Origin of the sequence: Providencia sp. PROV129 (genome assembly GCF_028482245.1) — a bacterium.
In the GTDB taxonomy this organism is placed as follows: Bacteria; Pseudomonadota; Gammaproteobacteria; order Enterobacterales; family Enterobacteriaceae; genus Providencia; species Providencia vermicola.
The window spans coordinates 37911-60013 of record NZ_JAMPQD010000027.1 but is presented as its reverse complement, the minus strand read 5'-3'; the positions used below and the strand labels follow the sequence as shown (position 1 = coordinate 60013).

Genomic DNA, 22103 nt, shown 5'->3' with positions numbered 1-22103 from the left:
GGTTTTTCCTTTTTGCTCTAAGCGTTATAGCTCATCCAAAATACTTAATGCATCCGCTAATTTCTTCACCCCATACACTTTCATATCTGGTGGTGATTTTTTCGGCATATTGGCATGGGGAACAATAGCGCGTTTAAAACCGTGTTTTGCCGCCTCTGAAATACGCTCTTGCCCACTAGGTACTGGGCGGATTTCACCCGCCAACCCGACTTCGCCAAAAACAACAAGGTCGCGCGGTAATGGCCTGTCACGGAAACTGGATACAAGAGACAATAGCAAAGCGAGATCAGCACTGGTTTCAGTCACTTTTACGCCCCCTACTACATTCACAAACACGTCTTGATCCGACATTTGCAAGCCACCGTGACGGTGCAGCACCGCCAATAAAATGGCTAAACGGTTTTGCTCTAAGCCAACAGCTACACGACGTGGGTTCGACATCATTGAGTGATCGACCAGCGCTTGGATTTCCACCAGCAGTGGGCGTGTCCCTTCCCACACCACCATCACGGAACTCCCAGACGTAATTTCATCGCCGCGACTTAAGAAAATCGCGGAGGGATTGCTCACTTCTTTAAGGCCTTGCTCTGTCATAGCAAACACCCCTAATTCGTTCACTGCCCCAAAACGGTTTTTATGGCTGCGTAAAGTACGGAAACGGTTATCGGCATCACCATCTAACATAATCGAGCAGTCAATACAGTGTTCAAGCACTTTAGGCCCTGCCAGTGAGCCATCTTTGGTCACGTGACCTACCATAATGATGGCGACACCGCGGGTTTTGGCAAACCGCGTTAAATAGGCAGCAGTTTCACGGACTTGCGCAACACTGCCCGGTGACGATTGGATATCCGCCATATGCATCACCTGGATGGAATCAATCACCATTAATTTAGGCTGTTCTTGCTCTGCGGTTAAACAAATTTGTTCGATGCTGGTCTCAGAGAGCATATTGAGCGAGTCTGTAGGCAAACCTAATCGGTGTGCGCGCATCGCCACCTGTTGCAATGACTCTTCCCCCGTAACATACAGGGTTTTCATTTCACGAGATAACAAACACATGGTTTGCAGTAGCAAGGTGCTTTTACCCGCCCCTGGATTTCCGCCGATCAAAATGGCACTTCCTGGCACAACTCCACCGCCCAATACACGGTCAAACTCTTTAAAACCTGTCGTAAAGCGAGGCAATTCTTCAAGGCTGATATCAGAGAGTTTCTGAACTTTACTCACCCCAGCCGCATTCCCCGCATACCCCGTTAACCGGTCATTACGTGAAGCCGAGTTTGTTGAGGCAAGACGCACTTCCGTAATCGTATTCCATGCATGGCAAGCACTGCATTGCCCCTGCCAACGCGGATAATCTGCCCCGCATTCATTACAGACAAACGCCCTTTTTACCCCTTTCGCCACACCAAACTCCTCGTTAAAATTATGCTGTTTTACAACCAACGAATCACAATGTTCTAATGTTCTTGAGTCTTGAAATCTCGAAAATTAAATTAGCTTAATATTCAAAATGGATTGTGTTGTAGCAAGGCGGCAAGTGAAACTAAGCCCTAGGAGCATACACAAGTATGTGACCCAAGCAGCCGAGTGAAGCCAACACCGCTACAGCAAACTCTTTTATCTATTAATTTAGCGTTAAATTAATCTCATAATATTCAAAATGGATTGTGTTGTAGCAAGGCGGCAAGTGAAGCTAAGCCCTAGGAGCATACACAAGTATGTGACCCAAGCAGCCGAGTGCAGCCAACACCGCCACAGCAAACTCTTCTTATAAACTAAATTAATTTAAAACTAATATTCAAAATAGTTCGTGTTGTGGCAAGGCGGCAAAGGAGGATGTCTTGGGGAGCATACACAAGTATGTGACCCAAGCAGCCGAGTGCAGCCAACACCGCCACAGCACGAAATATGAAGAATATTAGCGTTCCTCGTGCTTCAGGCCCCCACTGAGTACACACAACACCCCCATGAGATCCGCATGACGAATCGCCACTTTTGCTCTCGCATACACCTTTGGTTTCGCATGATATGCTATTCCCAGACCTGCCTTACGGATCATTTTTAGGTCATTGGCACCATCGCCGATCGCCACGGTTTGCTCTATTGGGATCTCGAGTTTTTCCGCCAGTTTTACTAGGGTTTGCGCTTTATATTTTGCATCAACAATCGGCCCTTTAACTTTCCCTGTTAGCTTACCATTTTTCACTTCAAGCTGGTTCGCTACAGCCGCCACTAATTTGAGTTTTTGTTTTAGGTTGTCGGCGAAAAACGTAAAACCGCCTGAGGCAATTGCAATATGCCAGTTCATCGCTTGTAGCTTACGAACAAGGTTCGTTAACCCAGGCATTAATGGCAGTGTTTCTAAGACTTTATCTAAGATAGCTGCATCTGCGCCTTCCAATAATGCGACACGGGCACGTAGGCTTTCGGTAAAATCCAGCTCCCCTTGCATTGCTCGTTCAGTGACTTCGGCCACTTGCTCACCCACCCCTGCTAAGCGGGCAATTTCATCAATGCATTCGATTTGAATTGCGGTGGAGTCCATATCCATCAACAAAATCCCCGGCGAACGTAAGCGTGGGATTTGCCCTAATGGCACCACGTCTAGTTGACATTCATCAGCGAGCTTTTTAATTCTTGGCGTGATGCTGCCTGCAATCCTTACAACTTGGTAGTCATCAATGCGCCATGAAGATACAATCACAATCGCAATTCCCAGACGTTGTTGGAAATTACTGATCCTCGCTTTATCTAAACCGCGACCATAGAGCAACCACCCACTGTCACCAGCACGATAATCAAGGGGCATCACTTCTTCCCCACTTAAAGAAAGGGGCAGACCAGGCCATTTTTGGATTTCGTCGGGTAGGTAACAATAGGTCAAACTCGTTGACATGAAAATGCGCTCCTGTAATCGAAATAACTTTTTTATAATGATGTGTTGCGAGTAGCCGAACGAAGCCACTATACTAAACTTTAAGGCTTTATAACCTTACGTTTTTACTGCGAATTTACTGCGAAAACGAAATATAAACCCCTATTACTTGAGTATAAGGCTATCTTTATACTCAAAATAAGTCGAGAGCACCAATAAAGCAATGAAACGCACCTTCAGGCTACATAAAACTGTCATTATCGTTATCTGCGTTGCGCTGGTAACTTTACTGATGCACGGCATTTCCTATTTAGGTTATAGCCAAAATCAAAGCCGAATCGAGCAATTTAAACAATTGACTTATGTTCTTGCTGAACAGGTTGCTTTCAGCTTATCTGATTATATTGTTCCTGGCAGCAAAGATTTTAATTTGGAACGAATTAATGCCAATTTAAATAATGTGGCAAAAGACCGCTATATTTTAGATGCGAGTATCTACACCGCGAGTGGGACATTGGTCACTCAAGTTGGAGAACCAACAACAGTCAAAGAACGCCTTGCCATTGACAATAATTCTTCGCTGCAAAACTTTCAATATCAACTTGTTGTCCCTATTCAAGGCGCGAAAGAACCGAAAGGCTACTTACGCCTGACAATTGATACCGAATTGCTAGCAGCGGAAATTCAGCAAGCAGATAACAGCACCAACGTATTACGCATTTTTATTTTATTCGCGCTGTGCATAGGTTTTGTTTTGGCCAATACCTTACTGAAATTGAAGAAAAAGAAAGGCCACAAACAGCCACCACCGTTAGTGGTAAATACTGAAGAAAATAACGAAGAAAATGAAGTAGATAACCAAAGCGATGAGCCGGCTATCCGCGCAAAACCTGTCCGATTGCGGCGCAAAAAAGAGCCTCGTCCTTATCGGCCAAAACGGCCTGCCTCAAAGCGAAAGCCGTCACAATCGGAAAAATAACGCTTAAATTGAAGTTGTATCAAATACAATCGGAGCAATAAATTCCACACGTCCATCAACTAATAAAGTTTCTGGCGGTACTGGAAAAGGTGCCGCGCGTGAAATTGTTGCAATGGCTTCTTTATCTAAAATTTTTGTGCCTGACGAATTAAACAAACTCGCGGTGATAACTTCCCCTTTGCTATCCAGCACCACTTTCACTTGGGAAACCCCTGTTGAGCGAAAACGCAGCGCTGCACGTGGGTAACGCTTTGTTTTTGCAATACGTTGATGGACTTCGCTTTGCCACCCTTGGTGACCACTCACTGCCATCGAGGCATTGCTAGAAAAGTTTGCACTGCTGCTGGATTCACTTCCTGACGCGGGTGCGGATGTCACTGCAGACTCTTGGGTCGTCACAGGGGCATCTTCAAACACTTTTTTCTCTTGAGGAATTTTTTTCTTTGGTGGGCGTTTTCTCTCCGTCACTTTCGTTAATGTACCATTATCCACCAGTGCAGTTTCAGGCAATTTCTCCGCTTTTTCCACCACTTCTGGCAAGGTTTCCTCGCGAGTCACCACTTGCTGTTTAGGCGCATGGTTCACCTCAGGCTCCGCTTGCTGCTCTAGCTGATAAACCCCGAGTTGCAAAGAAATTGCGGGTGGCAATACGCCTGTTTTGGGGATGGAAGACGTAAACCATCCAATAAAAATAATTGCTAGTGTTCCATGGAAAAGACAACTCAACGCCAAACCGCCCAGTGGACGGAAAATCGGGCGTTCTAACTTGCCCGTTATACTGCTCATATTCTGCCTCACGACTTTATTTTTTGCAGATTATAGGCATAATACAAACAAAAATGATATTCATTATTATTATTAAAAACACAATAATTAAAATAAGATATTGATTCATAATAAAAAGTAATCTGAGCGGATTATTCATCAGCGCATTTAGGGCTCCCATCCTGTTATTTGCGCACTTTGATAACATTGACACCAGTAAAATGACCATCGATAAATCCCTTGCCCGCAAAATTAGCGGTGCGTATCAGTCAACTTATAGCCAACTTGTACGGTTTTTCCGCAATCGGCTAGACAACAGCAACGATGCTGATGATTTATCACAGGATGTGTTTACACTATGGCTTAATCGCAAGGAACAAACACCAGTAAAAGAGAGCCGCGCTTACCTGTTTAAAATTGCAAATCATGTGCTGATTGATCATTGGCGGCGTAACCTGCGCCAAACCAAATCAGAAACCGCCATTGATGAGATCGCGCATGAACACAGTTTAGAGCAACGCGAAGCTGATCCCAGTGAAATACTGGAACATCAGCAACGCATTCAACGGTTAAGTGAAGCCCTTGAAACTTTGCCTCCTCGTCGGCGAGAAGCATTCTTGCTATATCGTTTTGATGGGTTATCGCAAAGTGAAATCGCTGAGCGAATGGAAATTTCAATCAGTATGGTGGAAAAACACATTGCGGCGGCGTTAGTTCATTGTAAAAAACACCTTGATAATCAGGGCAATAAATAGTCATGACACACGAGCCTTTGCACGAATCAGAGGATACAGACCGCATTGATGAAGAGGCTGCACTTTGGTTTACCCGAATGCACAGCCAACGCATCAGTGAACAGGAAACCGCGCAATTTAAACAATGGCTTGCGGCGTCCTCTGAACATGCAAAAGCCTATGACGCAATGGCGTCAGTATGGCGTGATTTTGATGCAATGCCTCGCCCTGCCAGTGCTAAAAAAGAGGCAAGTGAAAAACGCCCTTTTTTTCGCCTCTGGCGGCCGCTGGGTAATACATTAGCCGCATTTTTTATCGCTGCTATTTTATTTTTACCTTACAGCCATTTACCCTCCATGTTATTGAATAACATGACATTAGTGACGATGGATACTCCAAAAGAAGTCACATTACCCGATGGTTCTCAATTATTTCTCAACCGCCATACCCGTGTCCGTGTTGCCTATGAAACGCCTGTGCGTAACCTGTACCTTGATGAAGGCAATGCGTATTTCAAAGTAAAATCAAACCCTTACCGCCCCTTTGTTATTCAATCTGACCAACGGCGTATTCAGGTTGTTGGTACCGAGTTTGAAGTAAATAAGGCCGCACAACAGGTTTCGGTGAATGTTAGCCAAGGCATTGTGAGCTTCCAAAGCGAACAAAACTCCCACCCTGTTTTTTTGCTCGCTGGCGATAGCGCGGTCAGTGCCAGCCCGAGTAGCAAAATTACCCGACAACACGTGGATGCGCAGGATGTCGCGCGCTGGCGCTTTGGCGAATTGGTTTTTGTGGATAAACCCCTTGCTGAAGTACTCGCTGAACTCAAAAACTATTCTGCTGTTAATGTTGAGCTTTCACCTGCCACTTTAGCAAACAGTAAAATCTCAGGGCGTATCAATATCCGTCAGCCAGATCTGTTTTTTCAAGCCCTTCCTTCACTATTACCTGTCCAAGTTGTCTATCAAGATAAAAATAACATTTTGATTATCAACAATAAAAAAAATAAATGAAAAATATTTTCATTTACAGGTGAGGATAATTCTCATTTCACCCTCTTCTTAAGTAGTTCGTTTTTTACTGACTATTTTCCGCACACTTTTTGTGCAGCTTAAGAATAAGGGATATCCATGTCTATTCAGTTTACTCAAGGCCGGTTAAAGCCGCTTGCCCTTGCTGTGGCAGTTGGTAGCGCAATAGTTTGCCAATCCGCAGCTGCACAAGAGCTGGCATTCTCACTACCCGAACAATCGCTCGCAACCTCCGTTGCAGAAATTAGCCGCCAAGGCCAAATCCAACTATTGTACGATAAAAGCCAATTAAATGGCTTGCGTGCACCTGCATTGTCTGGCAATTACTCCGCACAAACCGCATTACAAAAAATACTTATCGGTAGCGGGTTAGAACTTGTCAGTGAAAATGGCGTTTTCGTGATCCGCCAGCAAAATTTAAACCAAGGCACATTGGTTTTACCTGAAACCCAAGTCTCGGGTGTGGTTCAGAATCACCCTGCAACCGATGTGATGTCAGCACCGCAATATGTTACCGCCGAAGAAATCAGCCAAAAAAATACAGGTGATGGCAACATTACTGACCTGATGAAAACCAACCCTGCGGTGCAATTTGCCAACAACGACAGCAACTCCATGAACCAAGGGGAAATCAAACCTTCCCGCGTGTCGATCCACGGTTCAAGTAGCTACCAAAATGCCTATCGCCTTGATGGTGTGAGTTTTAATAATGACTTTGACCCTGCTGATAACGGTTTAGGGGAAACGTCAACCCGCTTAAGCAGCAGCGACCAAGGGATTTACATCGATAGCCGTCTCATTGACAGTATGACGGTGTACGATAACAACATTCCTGTCGAATTTGGTGGTTTTACGGGGGGTACCGTTGAGGTGAATAGCCGTCGCTGGCAAGGGGAAAATAGCGCCCATGCCTATTACCGCTTAACCCGTTCAGGTTGGAATAATTTGTTCCACGATTCATCACAAAGCATCGATACCACTAAAAATGATACCGCCAACCCTGCGCGTTTCCAAAACCGCTACGATAAAAATGACTTTGGTGGCTGGTTTGAATTAGGTGTTAGCGAAAATTCAGGGATTGTCTTCTCTGCCTCACGCCGCAGTTCGACCATTCCGATGACAGTCACGGGGGGTGAAGCCTTTGTGCTGGAGAATAACCAAGTTGAGCCAATCACCACTGATTCGGGTAAAAAAAATCAGCGCCGTACTTCGGATAACTACTTTTTAAAATATTCATTGGATTTATCCGATAAGAGCTCATTAGATTTATCCGCTAATTACGCCAACTATGATAGCCGCCTTTTTTCGTCTTCAATTAGCAACTCAGGCTATGACTCAACGCACAATGGCTTAGGTTTTACCGCCGTATTCAAGCATCAGCTAGATTTAGGGCAGCTAGAAGTCACGGCGAATACCCAAGATTTAAAAGATGATCGAAAAAATGACCAGAAATATTCCCTAACGATCAGAGCATTCGACGACAATTGGAATATGATTGAACGCAATAGCGGAGGTCTTGGCGACTTAGAATCTAAACAGAAAACTCATGGACTAAAAACCGTGATGCGTTTTAATTCCCAAGAGGATGCACTTGGATTAACACACCAACCCACACTCGGCGCTGAGGTAAATTACACCAAAGGAACCTACGTTCGTGATCAAGACTATTTCCGTTACACCTACACTGGCGACATCATTGATAATGACTTATACGATGGTTACTTAAGTAATGTCACTCGGTTTAAAAAAGGCTCATATTCTGCGGATTATACCAATTACGCCATCTTCCTTGATGATAGCATTCAATATGGCAAATTAAATTTGCGTCCAGGAGTGCGTTTGGATCGCGATGATTTTGTCAATCGTACCAATATCGCCCCTCGTTTAAGTGGAACTTATGATGTCTTCGGTGATGGCTCAACTCAATTGATAGCAGGGGCTAACCGTTATTATGGACGTTCAATGCTCACTTATGCGTTATACGGTGCACAAAATGACGGGATGCAAAATTGCTTGGGCTATGGCAAAGATTTCGCATGTTCGCTTAACCCTGACAATAACGATTGGGATAATAAAAAAGATTACGAAGGCATCGATTCACTAAAAACGCCATATAACGATGAGCTCACCTTAGCACTGCAACAAGAGATCCTTTCGACTACATGGCGCTTGCAATACGTACACCGTGAAGGGTATGACGAAGTCAGAACTCGCACCAAATATGATACTCGTGATGCCGACAAACGCAGTATTCGCATGTATGACAATGGGGGTCGTAGTTCACATGATACAGTCACTTTATCCGTGAAAAATAGTCAACCATGGGAATGGGCTGATGCCTCTCATGTTATGAATGCGTCTTTTACATGGCAACAAACAGAAAGTAATACACCAAAAGATTCAGGCTATAACTCTTTCGATCCCGCCAATAAAGTGAACCTGAATAAAGTCTGGTATGACGGTAAAGTTATAGATGCCTCAAAACTGCCTTCAACCAGCTTTAACTCACCTATCAAGTTAAACCTCGAACTCACCAGTGTCTGGGATGAATACGATGTTACTTGGTATAACCGTCTTCAATGGTGGGGAGCTCGCAGCCAAGCCGTTCGTTATGACAATTCTTATTATAGCGACCCTGAAGTGGGCCAACTACGCAAATACACCAAGCAAAACTTTGCCAGCAAATACACATGGGATACCCGCCTCGGCTGGAAACCCGACTTTGCCCATGGCTTCGGTTTCTCGGTTGAAGTGAACAACATATTGAATAATAAAAATATTGCGGACCGCTTTATGTTCGAAGACCGCGTGCTGAAGTCCTATGACCCAGGCCGTCAGTTCTGGTTACAAGTGAATTACGACCTGTAATCCACCAGCAATGTGAGCAATTAAAACAATATTAATCATTAAAATAAAACAACAAATGAATAAAACGTCATGAAGACACTGAAACAATTTTTCTATTTAGTAAAACCTTTTTGGGGGCAGCGTGCTGCCCTTTTGTGCTGGATACTACTTTTCGCCTCGCTGGGGCTAACGCTCTCATCCGTGTGGTTCAACGTCAAAATGAACATGTGGAACGGCGACTTTTATAACGCGCTACAAAAGCTTGATGGGCAAGCACTGTATGGCTTATTACAGTACTTTGTTATCTTAGTCAGCGGATTAATATTTGTAGTAGTCATGGGGAATTACCTCAAACAAATGTTGATTATCCGTTGGCGCAAAGGCATGACTGAGCAAGTCCTTGGCCGTTGGTTATCCCCCAACAGCAAACATTACCTGTTAAGGTTGACCGCCCAAGAGCCCGACAACCCAGACCAACGTATTGCCGAAGACATCCGCTTACTGATTGAATCGACATTGAATTTAGTAGTGACATTCCTCCACTCAATGCTAACGCTAGTTTCATTCGCTGCGATTTTGTGGACGCTCTCAGGTAGCCTGTCGTTTAACTTTGCCGATAGCGATTGGACTATCCCTGGTTATATGTTCTGGGCTTGCATCATTTATACCCTAATTGGTATCGCCCTCACCCAGTGGATTGGCTTTCCACTGCGCCGTTTGCATATGGACAAGCAGCGCCGTGAGGCAGATTACCGTACCTCGCTCATTAACTGCCGCCAACACGGTGATGCCATCGCAGGGCAACGTGGTGAAAACCAAGACAGAAAAGAGTTAATGGGGCGTTTTGGTGAAATCATCACTAACTGGAACCGTTTGATCCGCTGTGAACGAAATTTATCTTTTTACACTGTGGGTTACCAACAAGTCACCGCATTAGCACCTGTTTTATTGGCCTTGCCTAAATTCCTTGCTGGGGAAATTATGTTAGGTGGGTTAATGCAATTGCGCCAAGCGTTCACTAGCGTTGCCACCTCTTTGGGCTGGTTTATTTTCGCCTATAAAGAAATCGCGGCATGGCAAGCTACCGTCTCCCGTTTATATAACTTCGTGGTGTTATTGGAAAACGACAATAAAGCACAAGTCACTGTTGATGAGCAACATGCGCCGTTAACCGCCAAAATTAGCGTATCAACGGCAGATAACCGCCTACTGGTTGAAGATGTTAATTTCACGGCTAAACAAGGGGAACTGACATTAATTTCAGGGCGCTCTGGCATTGGTAAATCCACCTTACTGCGCACACTTAGTGGACACTGGCCGTTCTTTAGCGGTACGATTTCACGCACAGAGCACGTCATGTGGATCCCACAGCGCTTGTATTTACCTATCAGCCGCTTAGATAACCTATTAGCTTACCCACAAGCTGCCAGCCAATTTAACCAACACGATTTCCAGTATGCACTGACCTTAGTGGGGTTAGAAAAACTACACCATCAGTTAGCCTTAGAAACGGACTGGAACAACCGCCTATCCGGAGGCGAACAGCAACGCATTATGTTTGCGCGTTTGTTGCTTAACCGCCCGAAACTGTTATTGCTTGATGAAACCACATCGGCGCTAGATGAAAACAGCGCATTGGAATTGCTCGCGCTGCTAAAAGCAGAATTGCACGATAGCGCGATTGTCCTCGTCAGCCACCAAAGCTTTGTCACGCAATTTGCAGAACAAAAAATTCACCTTTCAGAGTCTGTCCGTACTGACTCTTTAATGACAGGAACACCTGAATATGCTTCGTAAAATCACTTTTGTTACTTGCATCAGCTTAGTGTTGGGCGGCTGTGCAGGTCATGCTACCACTAGCCAAAATGCACAAACTTTACTGCCTGTGCGTAGCGACCTACAGCATTATAAATTAGATAACGGCCTGCAAGTTTACCTCTTACAGCGTAGCCAGCCAGGTGTTGAGCTGCGTTTATTAGTGAATAGCGGCTCATTGCAAGAAAATGAACAGCAGCTTGGCCTTGCTCACTTTACCGAGCACATGGCGTTTAAAGGCACTAAACATTTTCCCGGCACAACGGGCTTTAAACAGCTGGAACAGCAAGGACTGAAGCTAGGTAGCCACGTCAATGCCATCACCAGTTTAAATTCCACCCTGTATAAGTTGTCGTTACCCGATGCAACCACAAAACAGGTAGAGACAGGCTTGCAAGTCATGGCAGACTGGGCCTCAAATATGACGTTCGACCAAGACGCATTTGAAAAAGAACGTCCAGTGATTGTCGAGGAGTGGCGTTTACGCCAAGGGATGGGTTATCGCATTAATGATAGCCTTGAAAAACTACGTTACCACGGCAGTCGTTATGCAGAACGTAACCCGATTGGCTCCCTTGATATCGTACGCCAAGCCCCAATTGAACAAGCCAAAAACTACTATCAAACATGGTACCAACCACAGCGCATGACCCTGTTAGTGATTGGTGACTTTAATAGTTCTTCAGTTCGCAATCAGGTCAATACGTTATTTGCCTTACCTAAACCTGAAAAAGTGGCGGAAGATAACCCACAATGGAAGCAATTTGCTAGTTCCACCAATATGTTAGTGCAAGGAATTTTTGATAAGGAACAAGGTGCACGCTATGTCCAATTCGCATTGCAAAAGGATGTTAGCGCACCGCTAAATACCCGCTTAGGGCAGCAAGAAGACTTATTAGACAGTTTATGGCTCGCCATTTTAAACCAACGCTTTACGGTGATGGTAGATAACGGCGTTCTACCGTCAATCAGCATCAATGAACAAGGTGCAATGCTGGATAACCAACGTTTACAGCAACTGATGATTATCCACCCGAAAGGCAATGACTATGCAGGTGCCACGCAAATTCTGTTTACGGAATTACAACGATTAGCCACAGAGCCTGTAACCCAAGAAGAGCTCGATAGCGCAAAACAAGCGATGTTGAAAAAACTCAGTTTACAAGCCGCCTCTGAACAGCGTTACAGCAATGATTATCTGGCAGGGCAACTGACGACTGCCCTTGAGTATGACATGCCAATGTGGAATAAACGCCAGCAATTGGATGGCAGCTATCAATTGATTAATGGAATAAAACCACAAGCGTTACAGCAACATGTGGCAAAATTCCTGCAAGTGGCTTCCCCGCGCTTAGCGCTGATTGGCCCAGATACTGATGCCCCAACCGTGGATAAATCCACATTTAATACCCAATGGCTCAACGCCCGCCAAAGCTCACCAGGGCCATTTACGTTGCGTTCAAAAGCGATTACCTTGCAACTGCCTGAAGTAGTAAAAGGCACTATTGTTGAGCAAGACAAATTGCCTGTTGATAAAACCGAGCAATGGATATTAAGTAATGGCATCAAAGTGATTGTTAAAACGGATAAAAATCTTAAAGATGATATTCAGTTTAACCTTCAATTACCAGGCGGCCGTTCCTTAGAAACCCAACAAACTGCAGGTTTAACCGACTGGGCATTGAAACTGCCTGAAAGCAGTGGTTATAGTCACTACAGCGCACGTGATTTAGCGCTGCTGGCAAAACACAACCAAATTTCGCTACGCCCTTACAGTGAGTTACTGACACACGGTTTTCGTGGTAAAACCCCTGTAGATAACCTCGAAACGGCATTGCAGCTGCTGAATTTAAAGCTCACTGCGCCGCAATTTAGCGGGGAAAAACTCGAGCAACAAAAACAGTCTTTCGCGTTAAATTTATCGAAAACCCCGGTAGAGCGAACCTTCCTCGATAATATCAATCAGGAAAGTTATACCCACGGTGAATTTTTAGTCATCAATCCACAAGGTGGCTGGCAGCAATTCACCGCACAACAATTGCAACAAGCCAATCGCCAATTGCTCACCTCAACCGCGGATATGACGTTGGTCATAACAGGGGCGATGAATAGCAAGGACCTGAAACCAATGTTAGAGAAATGGGTTGCTTCACTGCCATCTAGTGACCAAAAATTGGTATCACGCGACCAAGGTATCATGCCAAAAATGGCGAGTTTCAATAAAACCTACCCAATCAGTAGCAGTGATAAAAGCATGGTAAGCATTCAATTTGCGGCGCCTGCGGTTTGGTCGCAACAAGATCAACTGGCACTGCAATTGATTGATACCCTTGTTAGTCAACGCTTACGCGGGGAACTACGTGAAAAAGCCAGCGGAATTTATGCGCTCGGTTTTTCGCAGATGTTAGCGAAAAAACCACAGCCTTATTACCTTGCTCGCTTGAACTTCACCACTTCCCCTGAGCGTGCGCAGGAAATGACGGCAATCGCGCAAAAAACCATTACGCAAATTCGCCAATCGGGTGTGAGTGAAAAAGAGTTAACTGAAGCGAAAAATATTTGGCTGACTGAAAACTCACAAGTAACAGATAGTTCAAGCTATTGGACCGAAGCTTTGGCACAAATTGCCGCTGATGATGGGCAATATCAGCGTTTAAACCAAGAACAAGATATTATTCGCCAACTCACAGTTGAGGATATTAATCGTTTAACTCACCAGTATTTAGGGCAAAATAGCAAAGTGTTTATGATGACGCCTTAAGTACTCAATCAAAATTAGAAAGCCAGCAATGCATTGTTGGCTTTCTGTCTCAATTTACCCTTCTTACTATTCAAAAACTAAAAATTTTTTTCATCTCTTTTTTCACCCCTGAGTAGGCTTTTTCTATTTTTTCTAAGAAAAAAAATAATTTCCACTCAATGGTATTTAACCATTTCTCCATTGAGGTTTTAGGCTTAGGTTCAGGTATAGTATCATCGAATATACTAATAGGCTTGACCGTTTCATTTTTTATTTCAATATCGTCTTTAAGTTTAAGCTTAATTTCATCTAATGCTTTTTTTGATAAAATATCACATGCTATGTTAAATAGTTCATTTATTTTTATCTTAAATACTTCTGGTTGTTCATTTTCCTTCCAATTAGACAATTTCTGGCCGAAACAACTAAATAGCTCGTCGGTAATATTTTTCTCTCTACTAATTTCAAAAACATTTTTAATTAATTCATTATATAACCTATCGGAAACATCAATCGAGTCAGATGTTTCCTTAGTTTTCTCTGGTTGCGAAGACAAAGAGTTTAAATTAGTATCTTGCGTAGACCTATCTATTTCCATAGGTTTATCTAAATAGTCAATTATAAATTTATTTGTAAGAGAACCTTGATTTGAAAATAATTCAAGAAAATCATAAATTTTAACCACAATATCATCAGAAGAGTTTGTTTCTTTCATTTTGTTAATTGATTTTTTAATTAAATCAATATCCCCCTCCCTAACTCCATTTTTTTTCAATGAACTATATAAGCTTTTTTCGACTTCACCTGGAGTGGTAAGTGCATTCGTTAATTGCTGCCATTCCGGTTGCTTACTGATTTTTACTTCATATTCATTATTTTCAAATCCAACTTGGTCTCTATTACTGTCTTTCAATACACCTTGAAGCTGAGTCTCCGTATTTTTAAGATCATCAATCTTATTTTTATTATTTCTCCTTAGATTTAGATGTGATAATTTTGTATTCTGCTTAATCTTTTTTATTTGTTTAGCAACACATTTTTTAATTTTTTTTGGGGCATCTTTTAGCTGCGCCTTAGTCACAGCTAAGCTGGGGAAAAAGTTTTTTTGATTCATTGATTCAAGCATAATAATTTCTCCTAATAAATAACTGAATGCTATTTAGTCAAAATAGTATATGTATTTATTATATGGTGATATCAAATAGTGATTTCGTATAGTTGCCAGTAACTCAATTTGCAAAACCTTTCATTACAGAGGTGGATATCAATTGACATGCCATATTTTTAATGTGATTAATATTCCCCACCAAATTATAACAAGAGAAAATTATGAGCGACGTCACTATACGCAGAGCAACACTGGGCGATGTGCCTGCAATCACCCAAATGCACGCTGACTATTCCGCCTATGCCAATACATTACAGTTGCCTTACCCAACAGAAAAAACATGGGAAGCCCGCCTTGGTACCAATGACCCACTCGTCACTCAGTTTGTTGCCACCATTGATGATGAAGTTGTAGGGTTACTCGCTATCCAGCAACCAAGCCAAATACGCCGCCGCCATGTGGCCACCTTTGGCATCACGGTTAGTGAAGCCCACCAAGGCAAAGGTATTGGCTCACAACTAATGCAAGTGATGGTGGATTACTGCGATAACTGGTTGAATGTGCGCCGTATTGAATTGGAAGTATTTGCCGCCAACGATAATGGCCTTGGCTTATATCAGAAATTTGGCTTCGTGCAAGAAGGCCGTATGCGAGACTACGCCTTCCGTGATGGGCAATACGTTGATGCCGTGATGATGAGCAGGATAAAAACTAATAATTAAAAAAATGCCACGCTATACGTGGCATTTTAAAGAAATCATCTCGGTATTTTGCTAACGACTATTTGTCGCCTAACAGCACCGAATCCAGCGCAATTTCAATCATTTCGTTGAATGTTGTTTGGCGTTCGTCCGAAGTGGTTTGCTCGCCTGTTTTGATGTGATCAGATACAGTACAGATAGCCAGTGCGCGCGCACCGTATTCTGCCGCAACACCATAGATACCCGCAGCTTCCATTTCAACACCTAAGATGCCGTATTTTTCCATCACTTTGAACATGTCTGGATCTGGCGTATAGAACAGGTCAGCAGAGAACAGGTTACCCACACGGACGTTAACTTTTCTGGCTTTTGCCGCTTCAACCGCGTTGTGAACTAAATCATAATCTGCGATTGCCGCGAAATCTTGGTCTTTGAAACGCAGGCGGTTAACTTTAGAGTCTGTGCAAGCACCCATACCGATAACAACATCACGCAGTTTCACATCATCCATCACTGCACCACATGAACCTACACGGATAATCACTTTCACACCGAAATCGGTGATCAATTCTTTTGCATAGATTGAGCAAGAAGGGATACCCATGCCGTGACCCATAACAGAAATCTTACGACCTTTATAAGTCCCTGTAAAACCTAACATGCCACGAACATTGTTCACTTGACGGACATCTTGCAGGAAAGTTTCTGCGATGTATTTTGCACGTAATGGATCACCTGGCATCAGAACGACATCAGCGAAATCACCCATTTCTGCATTAATATGTGGAGTTGCCATGATTATTTCCCTTTAAACAATAAAATTTTTTAAAATAAATAAGGTGGTCCCCCACCTTATTATTAGAATCAGTATGCCATTACCCTAAGCAATGTAAATTTTAGCCAACACCGTACAGCTCAAAGTATGACGGTAAAGTTTGCTCATTACTCTAAGCAACTTATTACCCTAAGTAACTTATTACCCTAGATAATTTGAGTTGTAGCTAGGCGGCTAGCAAAACCATCCCTATGAGCATACACAAGTATGTGATTAGGGTGGATTTGTGCAGCCAACACCGCTACAGCTCAAAGTATGACGGGTAATTGGGATTAAAGCATTGGTTTGCCGTAATCCATTGGAGACAAATCAAAATACTTAGCGACTGTCTGACCAATATCTGCGAACGTTTCGCGGTGACCTAATGAACCTGGTTTCACTTTTGGTCCATAAACCAGAACAGGAATGTGCTCACGAGTATGGTCAGTTCCTGGCCAAGTTGGGTCACAACCGTGGTCAGCAGTTAAAATCAGAATGTCATCTTCTTTAACCAGTTTCATTAATTCAGGTAAGCGACGGTCAAATAATTCGAGTGCTGCGGCATAGCCAGCAACATCACGGCGGTGGCCGTAAGCTGAGTCAAAGTCAACAAAGTTAGTGAATACGATGGTGTTATCACCCGCCAGTTTCATTTCTTCTACTGTTGCATCAAACAGTGCATCGATACCTGTTGCTTTGATTTTCTTAGTGATACCAACGTGCGCGTAAATATCCGCAATTTTGCCGATAGAAACGACTTCACCTTGTTTCTCATCCACTAATTTTTTCAGTACAGTTGGTGCTGGTGGCTCAACCGCTAAATCGTGACGGTTGCCTGTACGCGAGAAGTTACCTGCTTTATCACCCACAAATGGACGCGCGATAACACGGCCAATGTTATAACCACCTTTGGTTAACTCTTCACGTGCGATTTCGCACAGCTCATACAGTTTGTCTAAGCCATACGTTTCTTCGTGGCACGCAATTTGGAATACAGAGTCTGCAGAGGTATAGAAAATTGGTTTCCCAGTTTTCATGTGCTCTTCACCCAGTTGGTCTAGGATGACAGTACCAGATGAATGGCAGTTACCTAAGTAGCCTGGCAGGTTGGCTTTTTTAACTAAAGTATCTAGCAGTTCTTGTGGAAAGCTGTTTTCTTCGTCAGAGAAATATCCCCAATCGAATAACACAGGCACACCTGCGATTTCCCAGTGGCCTGATGGGGTATCTTTACCAGAAGAAATCTCGCTTGCGTAACCATATGCACCGATAATTTCAGCATTAGGATCAAGACCCGCAGGGAATGAACCGCTTGATTCTTCTCCTGCTTTACCTAAACCTAATTTTGTTAAATTAGGTAAATGCAGAGGCCCTTTACGACCAATATCCGCTTCGCCGCGTGCACAAGCATCTGCAATGTGACCCAATGTATTTGAGCCTTCATCACCAAATTTATGTGCATCGTGTGCAGCGCCGATCCCAAAGGAATCCAAAACCATAATAAATGTGCGTTTCATATTTTTCTCCTGCGGTATTTATTAGAACGATATACCACTAAAATCTATTTGTATTACTCGCTGATTTGGCGATAAACCATCGGCGTTTGCTCTGGGGAATTTTCACCAATTACCATTGCTGCGCGCACTTCTTTTGCCGCTTCTTCCCATGCTTTTTCACTGTTTGCATGGATAATTGCCAATGGTGTTTGTGTATCCACTTTCGCGCCGAGTGCCGCGATATCACTCAAACCAACACTGTAGTCAATTGGGTCAGTTGCTTTGCGGCGACCGCCGCCTAATGTCACAACGGACATCCCCAATGCACGCGTATCCATTTGCGTGATAATACCGTCTTTCGGTGCATAAACTGCTTTGCTCAGCACAGCAGTTGGTAGGTATTTGTCATAATTTTCAACAAAATCTACTGGGCCTTTTTGTGCTGCAACCATACGACCAAACACTTCTGCCGCTTTACCGTTATCCAGCACCGCTTGCAGTTTTTGGCGAGCCTCTTCACGAGTAGCCGCTAACGAGCCTGAAACCAGCATTTCCACACAAAGTGCCATTGTCACTTCATACAGACGCGGGTTGCGGTATTCGCCAGTTAAGAATTGCACTGCTTCGCGCACTTCAACCGCATTACCCGCACTGGACGCCAATACTTCGTTCATGTCGGTTAACAATGCCGTCGTTTTACATCCTGCGCCATTTGCCACTTTGACAATTGACTCTGCCAGTTCTTCTGATTTCTCATAGGTTGGCATAAATGCACCAGAGCCGACTTTTACGTCCATAACTAAGGCATCAAGGCCTTCAGCCAGTTTTTTACCTAAAATGGATGCCGTAATCAGCGGAATCGAGTCAACTGTTGCAGTAATATCACGGGTTGCATAAAAACGTTTATCTGCTGGCGCTAATGAATTGGTTTGCCCAATAATTGCCACACCCACATCTTTAATAATGTCACGGAAACGAACATCATCAGGAAAGATGTCGAAATTAGGAATAGCTTCCAGCTTATCCAACGTACCACCTGTATGACCCAGACCACGGCCTGAAATCATAGGGACATAACCGCCGCATGCAGCGACCATTGGGCCTAGCATCAGTGAAGTCACATCACCAACACCGCCTGTAGAGTGCTTGTCCACCAACGGGCCGTTAAGGTTAAGTGATTTCCAATTCAGCACCGTTCCTGAATCACGCATAGCCAGCGTCAGTGCAACACGCTCAGGCATCGTCATATCGTTAAAATAGATGGTCATTGCCAGTGCAGCAATTTGACCTTCCGAAACAGAATTATCACGAACACCATTGATAAAAAAGCGAATTTCCTCTTCGCTTAATGGTTTACCATCGCGTTTTTTACGAATAATTTCTTGTGCCAGAAACACGATATACTCCTTTAAAGTCGAATTTATCGGCTAACAATAATGCGAAAATTAATAACTGCTGCTTGATTTTTTAACGTCGTAACCCAGCGTGTTTAATAAATTTGCTAATAAGCTTGATGCGCCAAAACGGAAGTGGCGGCTATCAGCCCAATTGTCACCTAAAATTCGGCCTGCTAATGCTAAGTAATCAGCCGCTTCTTCTGCGGTACGTACACCACCAGCAGGTTTGAAACCAACGGTTTTTGCAACGCCCATATCACTGATGACTTGCATCATGATTTCTGCACTTTCTAATGTTGCGTTAACAGGCACTTTACCTGTTGAGGTTTTGATAAAGTCAGCACCAGCTTTAATTGAAATTTCAGACGCTTTACGAATTAACGCAGCATCTTTTAATTCACCCGTTTCAATGATCACTTTCAGTAACACATTGGCAGCTGCACATGCGTCTTTACACGCTTTGACTAAATCAAAACCAATTTGTTCATTGCCTGCGATCAGCGCACGGTATGGGAATACAACGTCAACTTCATCCGCACCATAAGCGATAGCGGCTTTAGTTTCTGCTAATGCGATTTCAATATCATCATTACCGTGTGGGAAGTTGGTTACGGTCGCGATGCGAACGTCAGGCGTACCTTGCTCACGCAAAGTTTTACGCGCAATTGGAATAAAACGAGGGTAGATACAAATTGCCGCTGTGTTGCCAGCAGGGCTTTTGGCTTGATGACATAATGCGATCACTTTTGCATCAGTGTCGTCATCATTCAATGTGGTTAAATCCATCAGGGACAGCGCGCGTTGTGCGGCTGCTTTTAAATCAGTCATATAACTCTCCAACGTTATTAATTCTTCAGAACGACACGTTCTTTGTTGGCGAGCGGGCTTGGTTCCTTAAAGATGCCAGCCGGATGCTTCCGAACTGAGCAGCTGAGTTCCTTCTCACCGCACGATGCCCTAGAGTCATTCGACTCTGAGAACTAGCAGTTCCATTAGCAGCTTACTAGTGTCTATTTGACCATGGAACAGCGTCACTTTATGTGCTACAAATCACATTAATCGACTGAATGTTACATTATTAAATATAATTATGTGAATAAGATCTCATTATACCCGATCTATCTGTTAATTTATTCACTCAAATGGCTTTTCTAACCTTAAACAATCATTAATTGACTAAGTTAAGAATAGTTGAAATTCTGCCTTTGAATATAAAAGATAGCAAAAGAATATAACCGATAAAAATAAAAGCGAAAGAGCTACGCCCTTCCGCTTCTATAGTGAACAGGCTGAATAAACCTGCCTAAAATCTTACACGATGCTTTATGCTACCGCGGCTGCCCCCAAGGTCAAGAAGAAGCCAGCAATAGTCGCACTCATTAAGTTCGACAATGTTCCTGCCATGACAGCTTTCATGCCAAGACGCGCAACGTCGCCACGGCGATTTGGTGCCATTCCGCCTAAACCACCCAGCAAAATTGCCACTGACGATAAGTTCGCAAAACCACACAATGCGAATGAAATAATGGCTTTTGTATGATCAGACAGTACTTGCTTACCTGCCGCAATCACTTCTGCATCTGCCTTCATGTATTCACCGAAATTCATGAAGGCAACAAATTCATTCACAACAATTTTTTGACCAATAAATGAGCCCGCAATAGTGGCTTCACTCCACGGCACACCAATTAAGTAAGCGATAGGCGCAAACAACCAACCTAATAGCAACTCAAGGGACAGCTGAGGATAATCAAACCAGCCACCAATACCACCTAAAATACCGTTGATTAATGCAATCAATGCAATGAACGCTAATAACATTGCGCCAACATTCAATGCTAATTGCATCCCTGACGATGCTCCCGCTGCTGCGGCATCAATAATATTTGCAGGACGTTCATCTTCTGCAACTAAATCAGTCGCGTTAACTCTATCGCGCGCATCTTCTGTTTCAGGAACCATCAGTTTTGCGAATAACAGACCACCAGGTGCTGCCATAAATGATGCAGCAATCAAGTATTCCATTGGCACGCCCATTTGTGCGTAACCCGCTAACACAGAACCCGCCACTGACGCTAAACCACCACACATGATCGCGAACAGTTCAGAAGTGGTCATAGTTGCAATATAAGGACGAACAACTAAAGGTGCTTCAGTTTGACCCACGAAAATGTTCGCCGTCGCAGATAAGGACTCAGTTCGTGATGTGCCAAGAACTTTCTGTAAACCGCCACCCAATACTTTAATCACCAACTGCATGATACCTAAGTAATAAAGTACAGCGATCAACGATGAGAAAAACACAATGATAGGCAGAACGCGAAAAGCAAAAATAAAGCCGCCACCGCCAAATAATTCAAACATTTTGTCGGACACTAAGCCGCCAAAAATAAAGCTCATACCATCTTGACCATATCCGATGACTTTAGAAACACCATCAGACATCCCTTGTAGCACGCTGCGCCCAGCAGGGACATATAACACTAATGCGCCGATTGCCAACTGGATAATAAAAGCACCACCTACAGTGCGAAGTCTTATCGCTCGGCGATTGCTAGAAAATAGGATAGCTATCGCGATGAGTACCGCCATTCCTATAATACTCATAATGAGTTGCATGGAAGGATCCCTGTTCACTTGATTCTAGGTTGATATATAAGGAAACGTGTAAGTCACCTTGTCTCTTTGTGTGATGATTATACCTAGTCATCATGAATAACTCGCAATGTTCATCACAAATACGAGGTGCAAGAAACACTGAAAATTCAAATAATGTGATAAAAATCACAAAACTG

16 protein-coding genes are annotated in these 22103 nt (G+C 43.6%); 7 read left to right on the top strand and 9 right to left on the bottom strand.

The features are described 5' to 3' along the window. Nucleotides 1-24: 24 nt before the first annotated feature. Together radA and serB are read right to left on the bottom strand one after the other, a co-directional pair. Nucleotides 25-1410: a DNA repair protein RadA gene (radA, locus tag PSF27_RS18575; RefSeq protein WP_047756332.1), complete on the bottom strand. Its 1386-nt coding sequence runs from the start codon at nucleotides 1408-1410 to the stop codon at nucleotides 25-27. A 514-nt stretch (nucleotides 1411-1924) separates the two neighbouring features. Continuing rightward, nucleotides 1925-2902 (bottom strand): phosphoserine phosphatase, encoded by a 978-nt coding sequence (serB, locus tag PSF27_RS18570; protein ID WP_206084501.1) that lies wholly within the window; start codon nucleotides 2900-2902, stop codon nucleotides 1925-1927. Between the two features lie 202 nt (nucleotides 2903-3104). Here serB and PSF27_RS18565 point away from each other — a divergent pair, with 202 nt between their 5' ends. Further along, entirely contained in the window at nucleotides 3105-3860 is a 756-nt protein-coding gene (locus PSF27_RS18565) for an AhpA/YtjB family protein (RefSeq protein WP_225820231.1), read from the top strand. Between the two features lie 3 nt (nucleotides 3861-3863). On the opposite strand, the gene PSF27_RS18560 is transcribed toward PSF27_RS18565, so the two are convergent. Next, entirely contained in the window at nucleotides 3864-4646 is a 783-nt protein-coding gene (locus PSF27_RS18560; protein ID WP_272682012.1) for an energy transducer TonB, read from the bottom strand. A gap of 200 nt (nucleotides 4647-4846) precedes the next feature. On the opposite strand from PSF27_RS18560, the gene PSF27_RS18555 reads away from it, so the two are divergent. The 5 genes from PSF27_RS18555 to PSF27_RS18535 all read left to right on the top strand — a co-directional run bounded on the left by PSF27_RS18555 (nucleotide 4847) and on the right by PSF27_RS18535 (nucleotide 13813). Continuing rightward, nucleotides 4847-5380 (top strand): RNA polymerase sigma factor, encoded by a 534-nt coding sequence (locus PSF27_RS18555; protein WP_272538963.1) that lies wholly within the window; start codon nucleotides 4847-4849, stop codon nucleotides 5378-5380. A gap of 2 nt (nucleotides 5381-5382) precedes the next feature. After that, entirely contained in the window at nucleotides 5383-6372 is a 990-nt protein-coding gene (locus PSF27_RS18550) for a FecR family protein (protein ID WP_272682011.1), read from the top strand. A 117-nt stretch (nucleotides 6373-6489) separates the two neighbouring features. Beyond that, on the top strand, nucleotides 6490-9258 hold the full coding sequence (locus tag PSF27_RS18545) for a secretin and TonB N-terminal domain-containing protein (RefSeq protein ID WP_272682010.1): 2769 nt from the start codon (nucleotides 6490-6492) through the stop codon (nucleotides 9256-9258). Nucleotides 9259-9327: 69 nt separating this feature from the next. Next, nucleotides 9328-11034, top strand: a complete 1707-nt coding sequence (locus PSF27_RS18540) for an ABC transporter ATP-binding protein/permease (RefSeq protein WP_272574292.1) — start codon at nucleotides 9328-9330, stop codon at nucleotides 11032-11034. Continuing rightward, nucleotides 11024-13813 carry a M16 family metallopeptidase gene (locus PSF27_RS18535; RefSeq protein WP_272682009.1) on the top strand — a complete coding sequence of 930 codons (2790 nt, stop codon included), beginning with the start codon at nucleotides 11024-11026 and terminating at the stop codon, nucleotides 13811-13813. Before PSF27_RS18540 ends, PSF27_RS18535 begins: the two co-directional genes overlap by 11 nt. Nucleotides 13814-13883: 70 nt before the next feature. Here the strand turns inward: PSF27_RS18535 and PSF27_RS18530 are convergent, their stop codons facing one another. After that, nucleotides 13884-14918, bottom strand: a complete 1035-nt coding sequence (locus PSF27_RS18530) for a hypothetical protein (protein WP_272682008.1) — start codon at nucleotides 14916-14918, stop codon at nucleotides 13884-13886. A 203-nt stretch (nucleotides 14919-15121) separates the two neighbouring features. Here PSF27_RS18530 and PSF27_RS18525 point away from each other — a divergent pair, with 203 nt between their 5' ends. Beyond that, nucleotides 15122-15622 carry a GNAT family N-acetyltransferase gene (locus PSF27_RS18525; protein ID WP_272682007.1) on the top strand — a complete coding sequence of 167 codons (501 nt, stop codon included), beginning with the start codon at nucleotides 15122-15124 and terminating at the stop codon, nucleotides 15620-15622. A 58-nt stretch (nucleotides 15623-15680) separates the two neighbouring features. Here the strand turns inward: PSF27_RS18525 and deoD are convergent, their stop codons facing one another. From deoD to PSF27_RS18500, 5 genes are all read right to left on the bottom strand, one after another. Continuing rightward, nucleotides 15681-16397: a purine-nucleoside phosphorylase gene (deoD, locus tag PSF27_RS18520; protein WP_206084491.1), complete on the bottom strand. Its 717-nt coding sequence runs from the start codon at nucleotides 16395-16397 to the stop codon at nucleotides 15681-15683. Nucleotides 16398-16708: 311 nt separating this feature from the next. Next, nucleotides 16709-17932, bottom strand: a complete 1224-nt coding sequence (gene deoB, locus PSF27_RS18515) for a phosphopentomutase (RefSeq protein WP_206084490.1) — start codon at nucleotides 17930-17932, stop codon at nucleotides 16709-16711. Between the two features lie 53 nt (nucleotides 17933-17985). Next, on the bottom strand, nucleotides 17986-19308 hold the full coding sequence (deoA, locus tag PSF27_RS18510; protein ID WP_272682006.1) for a thymidine phosphorylase: 1323 nt from the start codon (nucleotides 19306-19308) through the stop codon (nucleotides 17986-17988). A 48-nt stretch (nucleotides 19309-19356) separates the two neighbouring features. Further along, nucleotides 19357-20136, bottom strand: coding sequence for a deoxyribose-phosphate aldolase (gene deoC / locus PSF27_RS18505; protein WP_272682005.1), 780 nt, complete (start codon nucleotides 20134-20136; stop codon nucleotides 19357-19359). Between the two features lie 495 nt (nucleotides 20137-20631). Next, nucleotides 20632-21915, bottom strand: coding sequence for a NupC/NupG family nucleoside CNT transporter (locus PSF27_RS18500; RefSeq protein ID WP_206084786.1), 1284 nt, complete (start codon nucleotides 21913-21915; stop codon nucleotides 20632-20634). Nucleotides 21916-22103 lie beyond the last annotated feature (188 nt).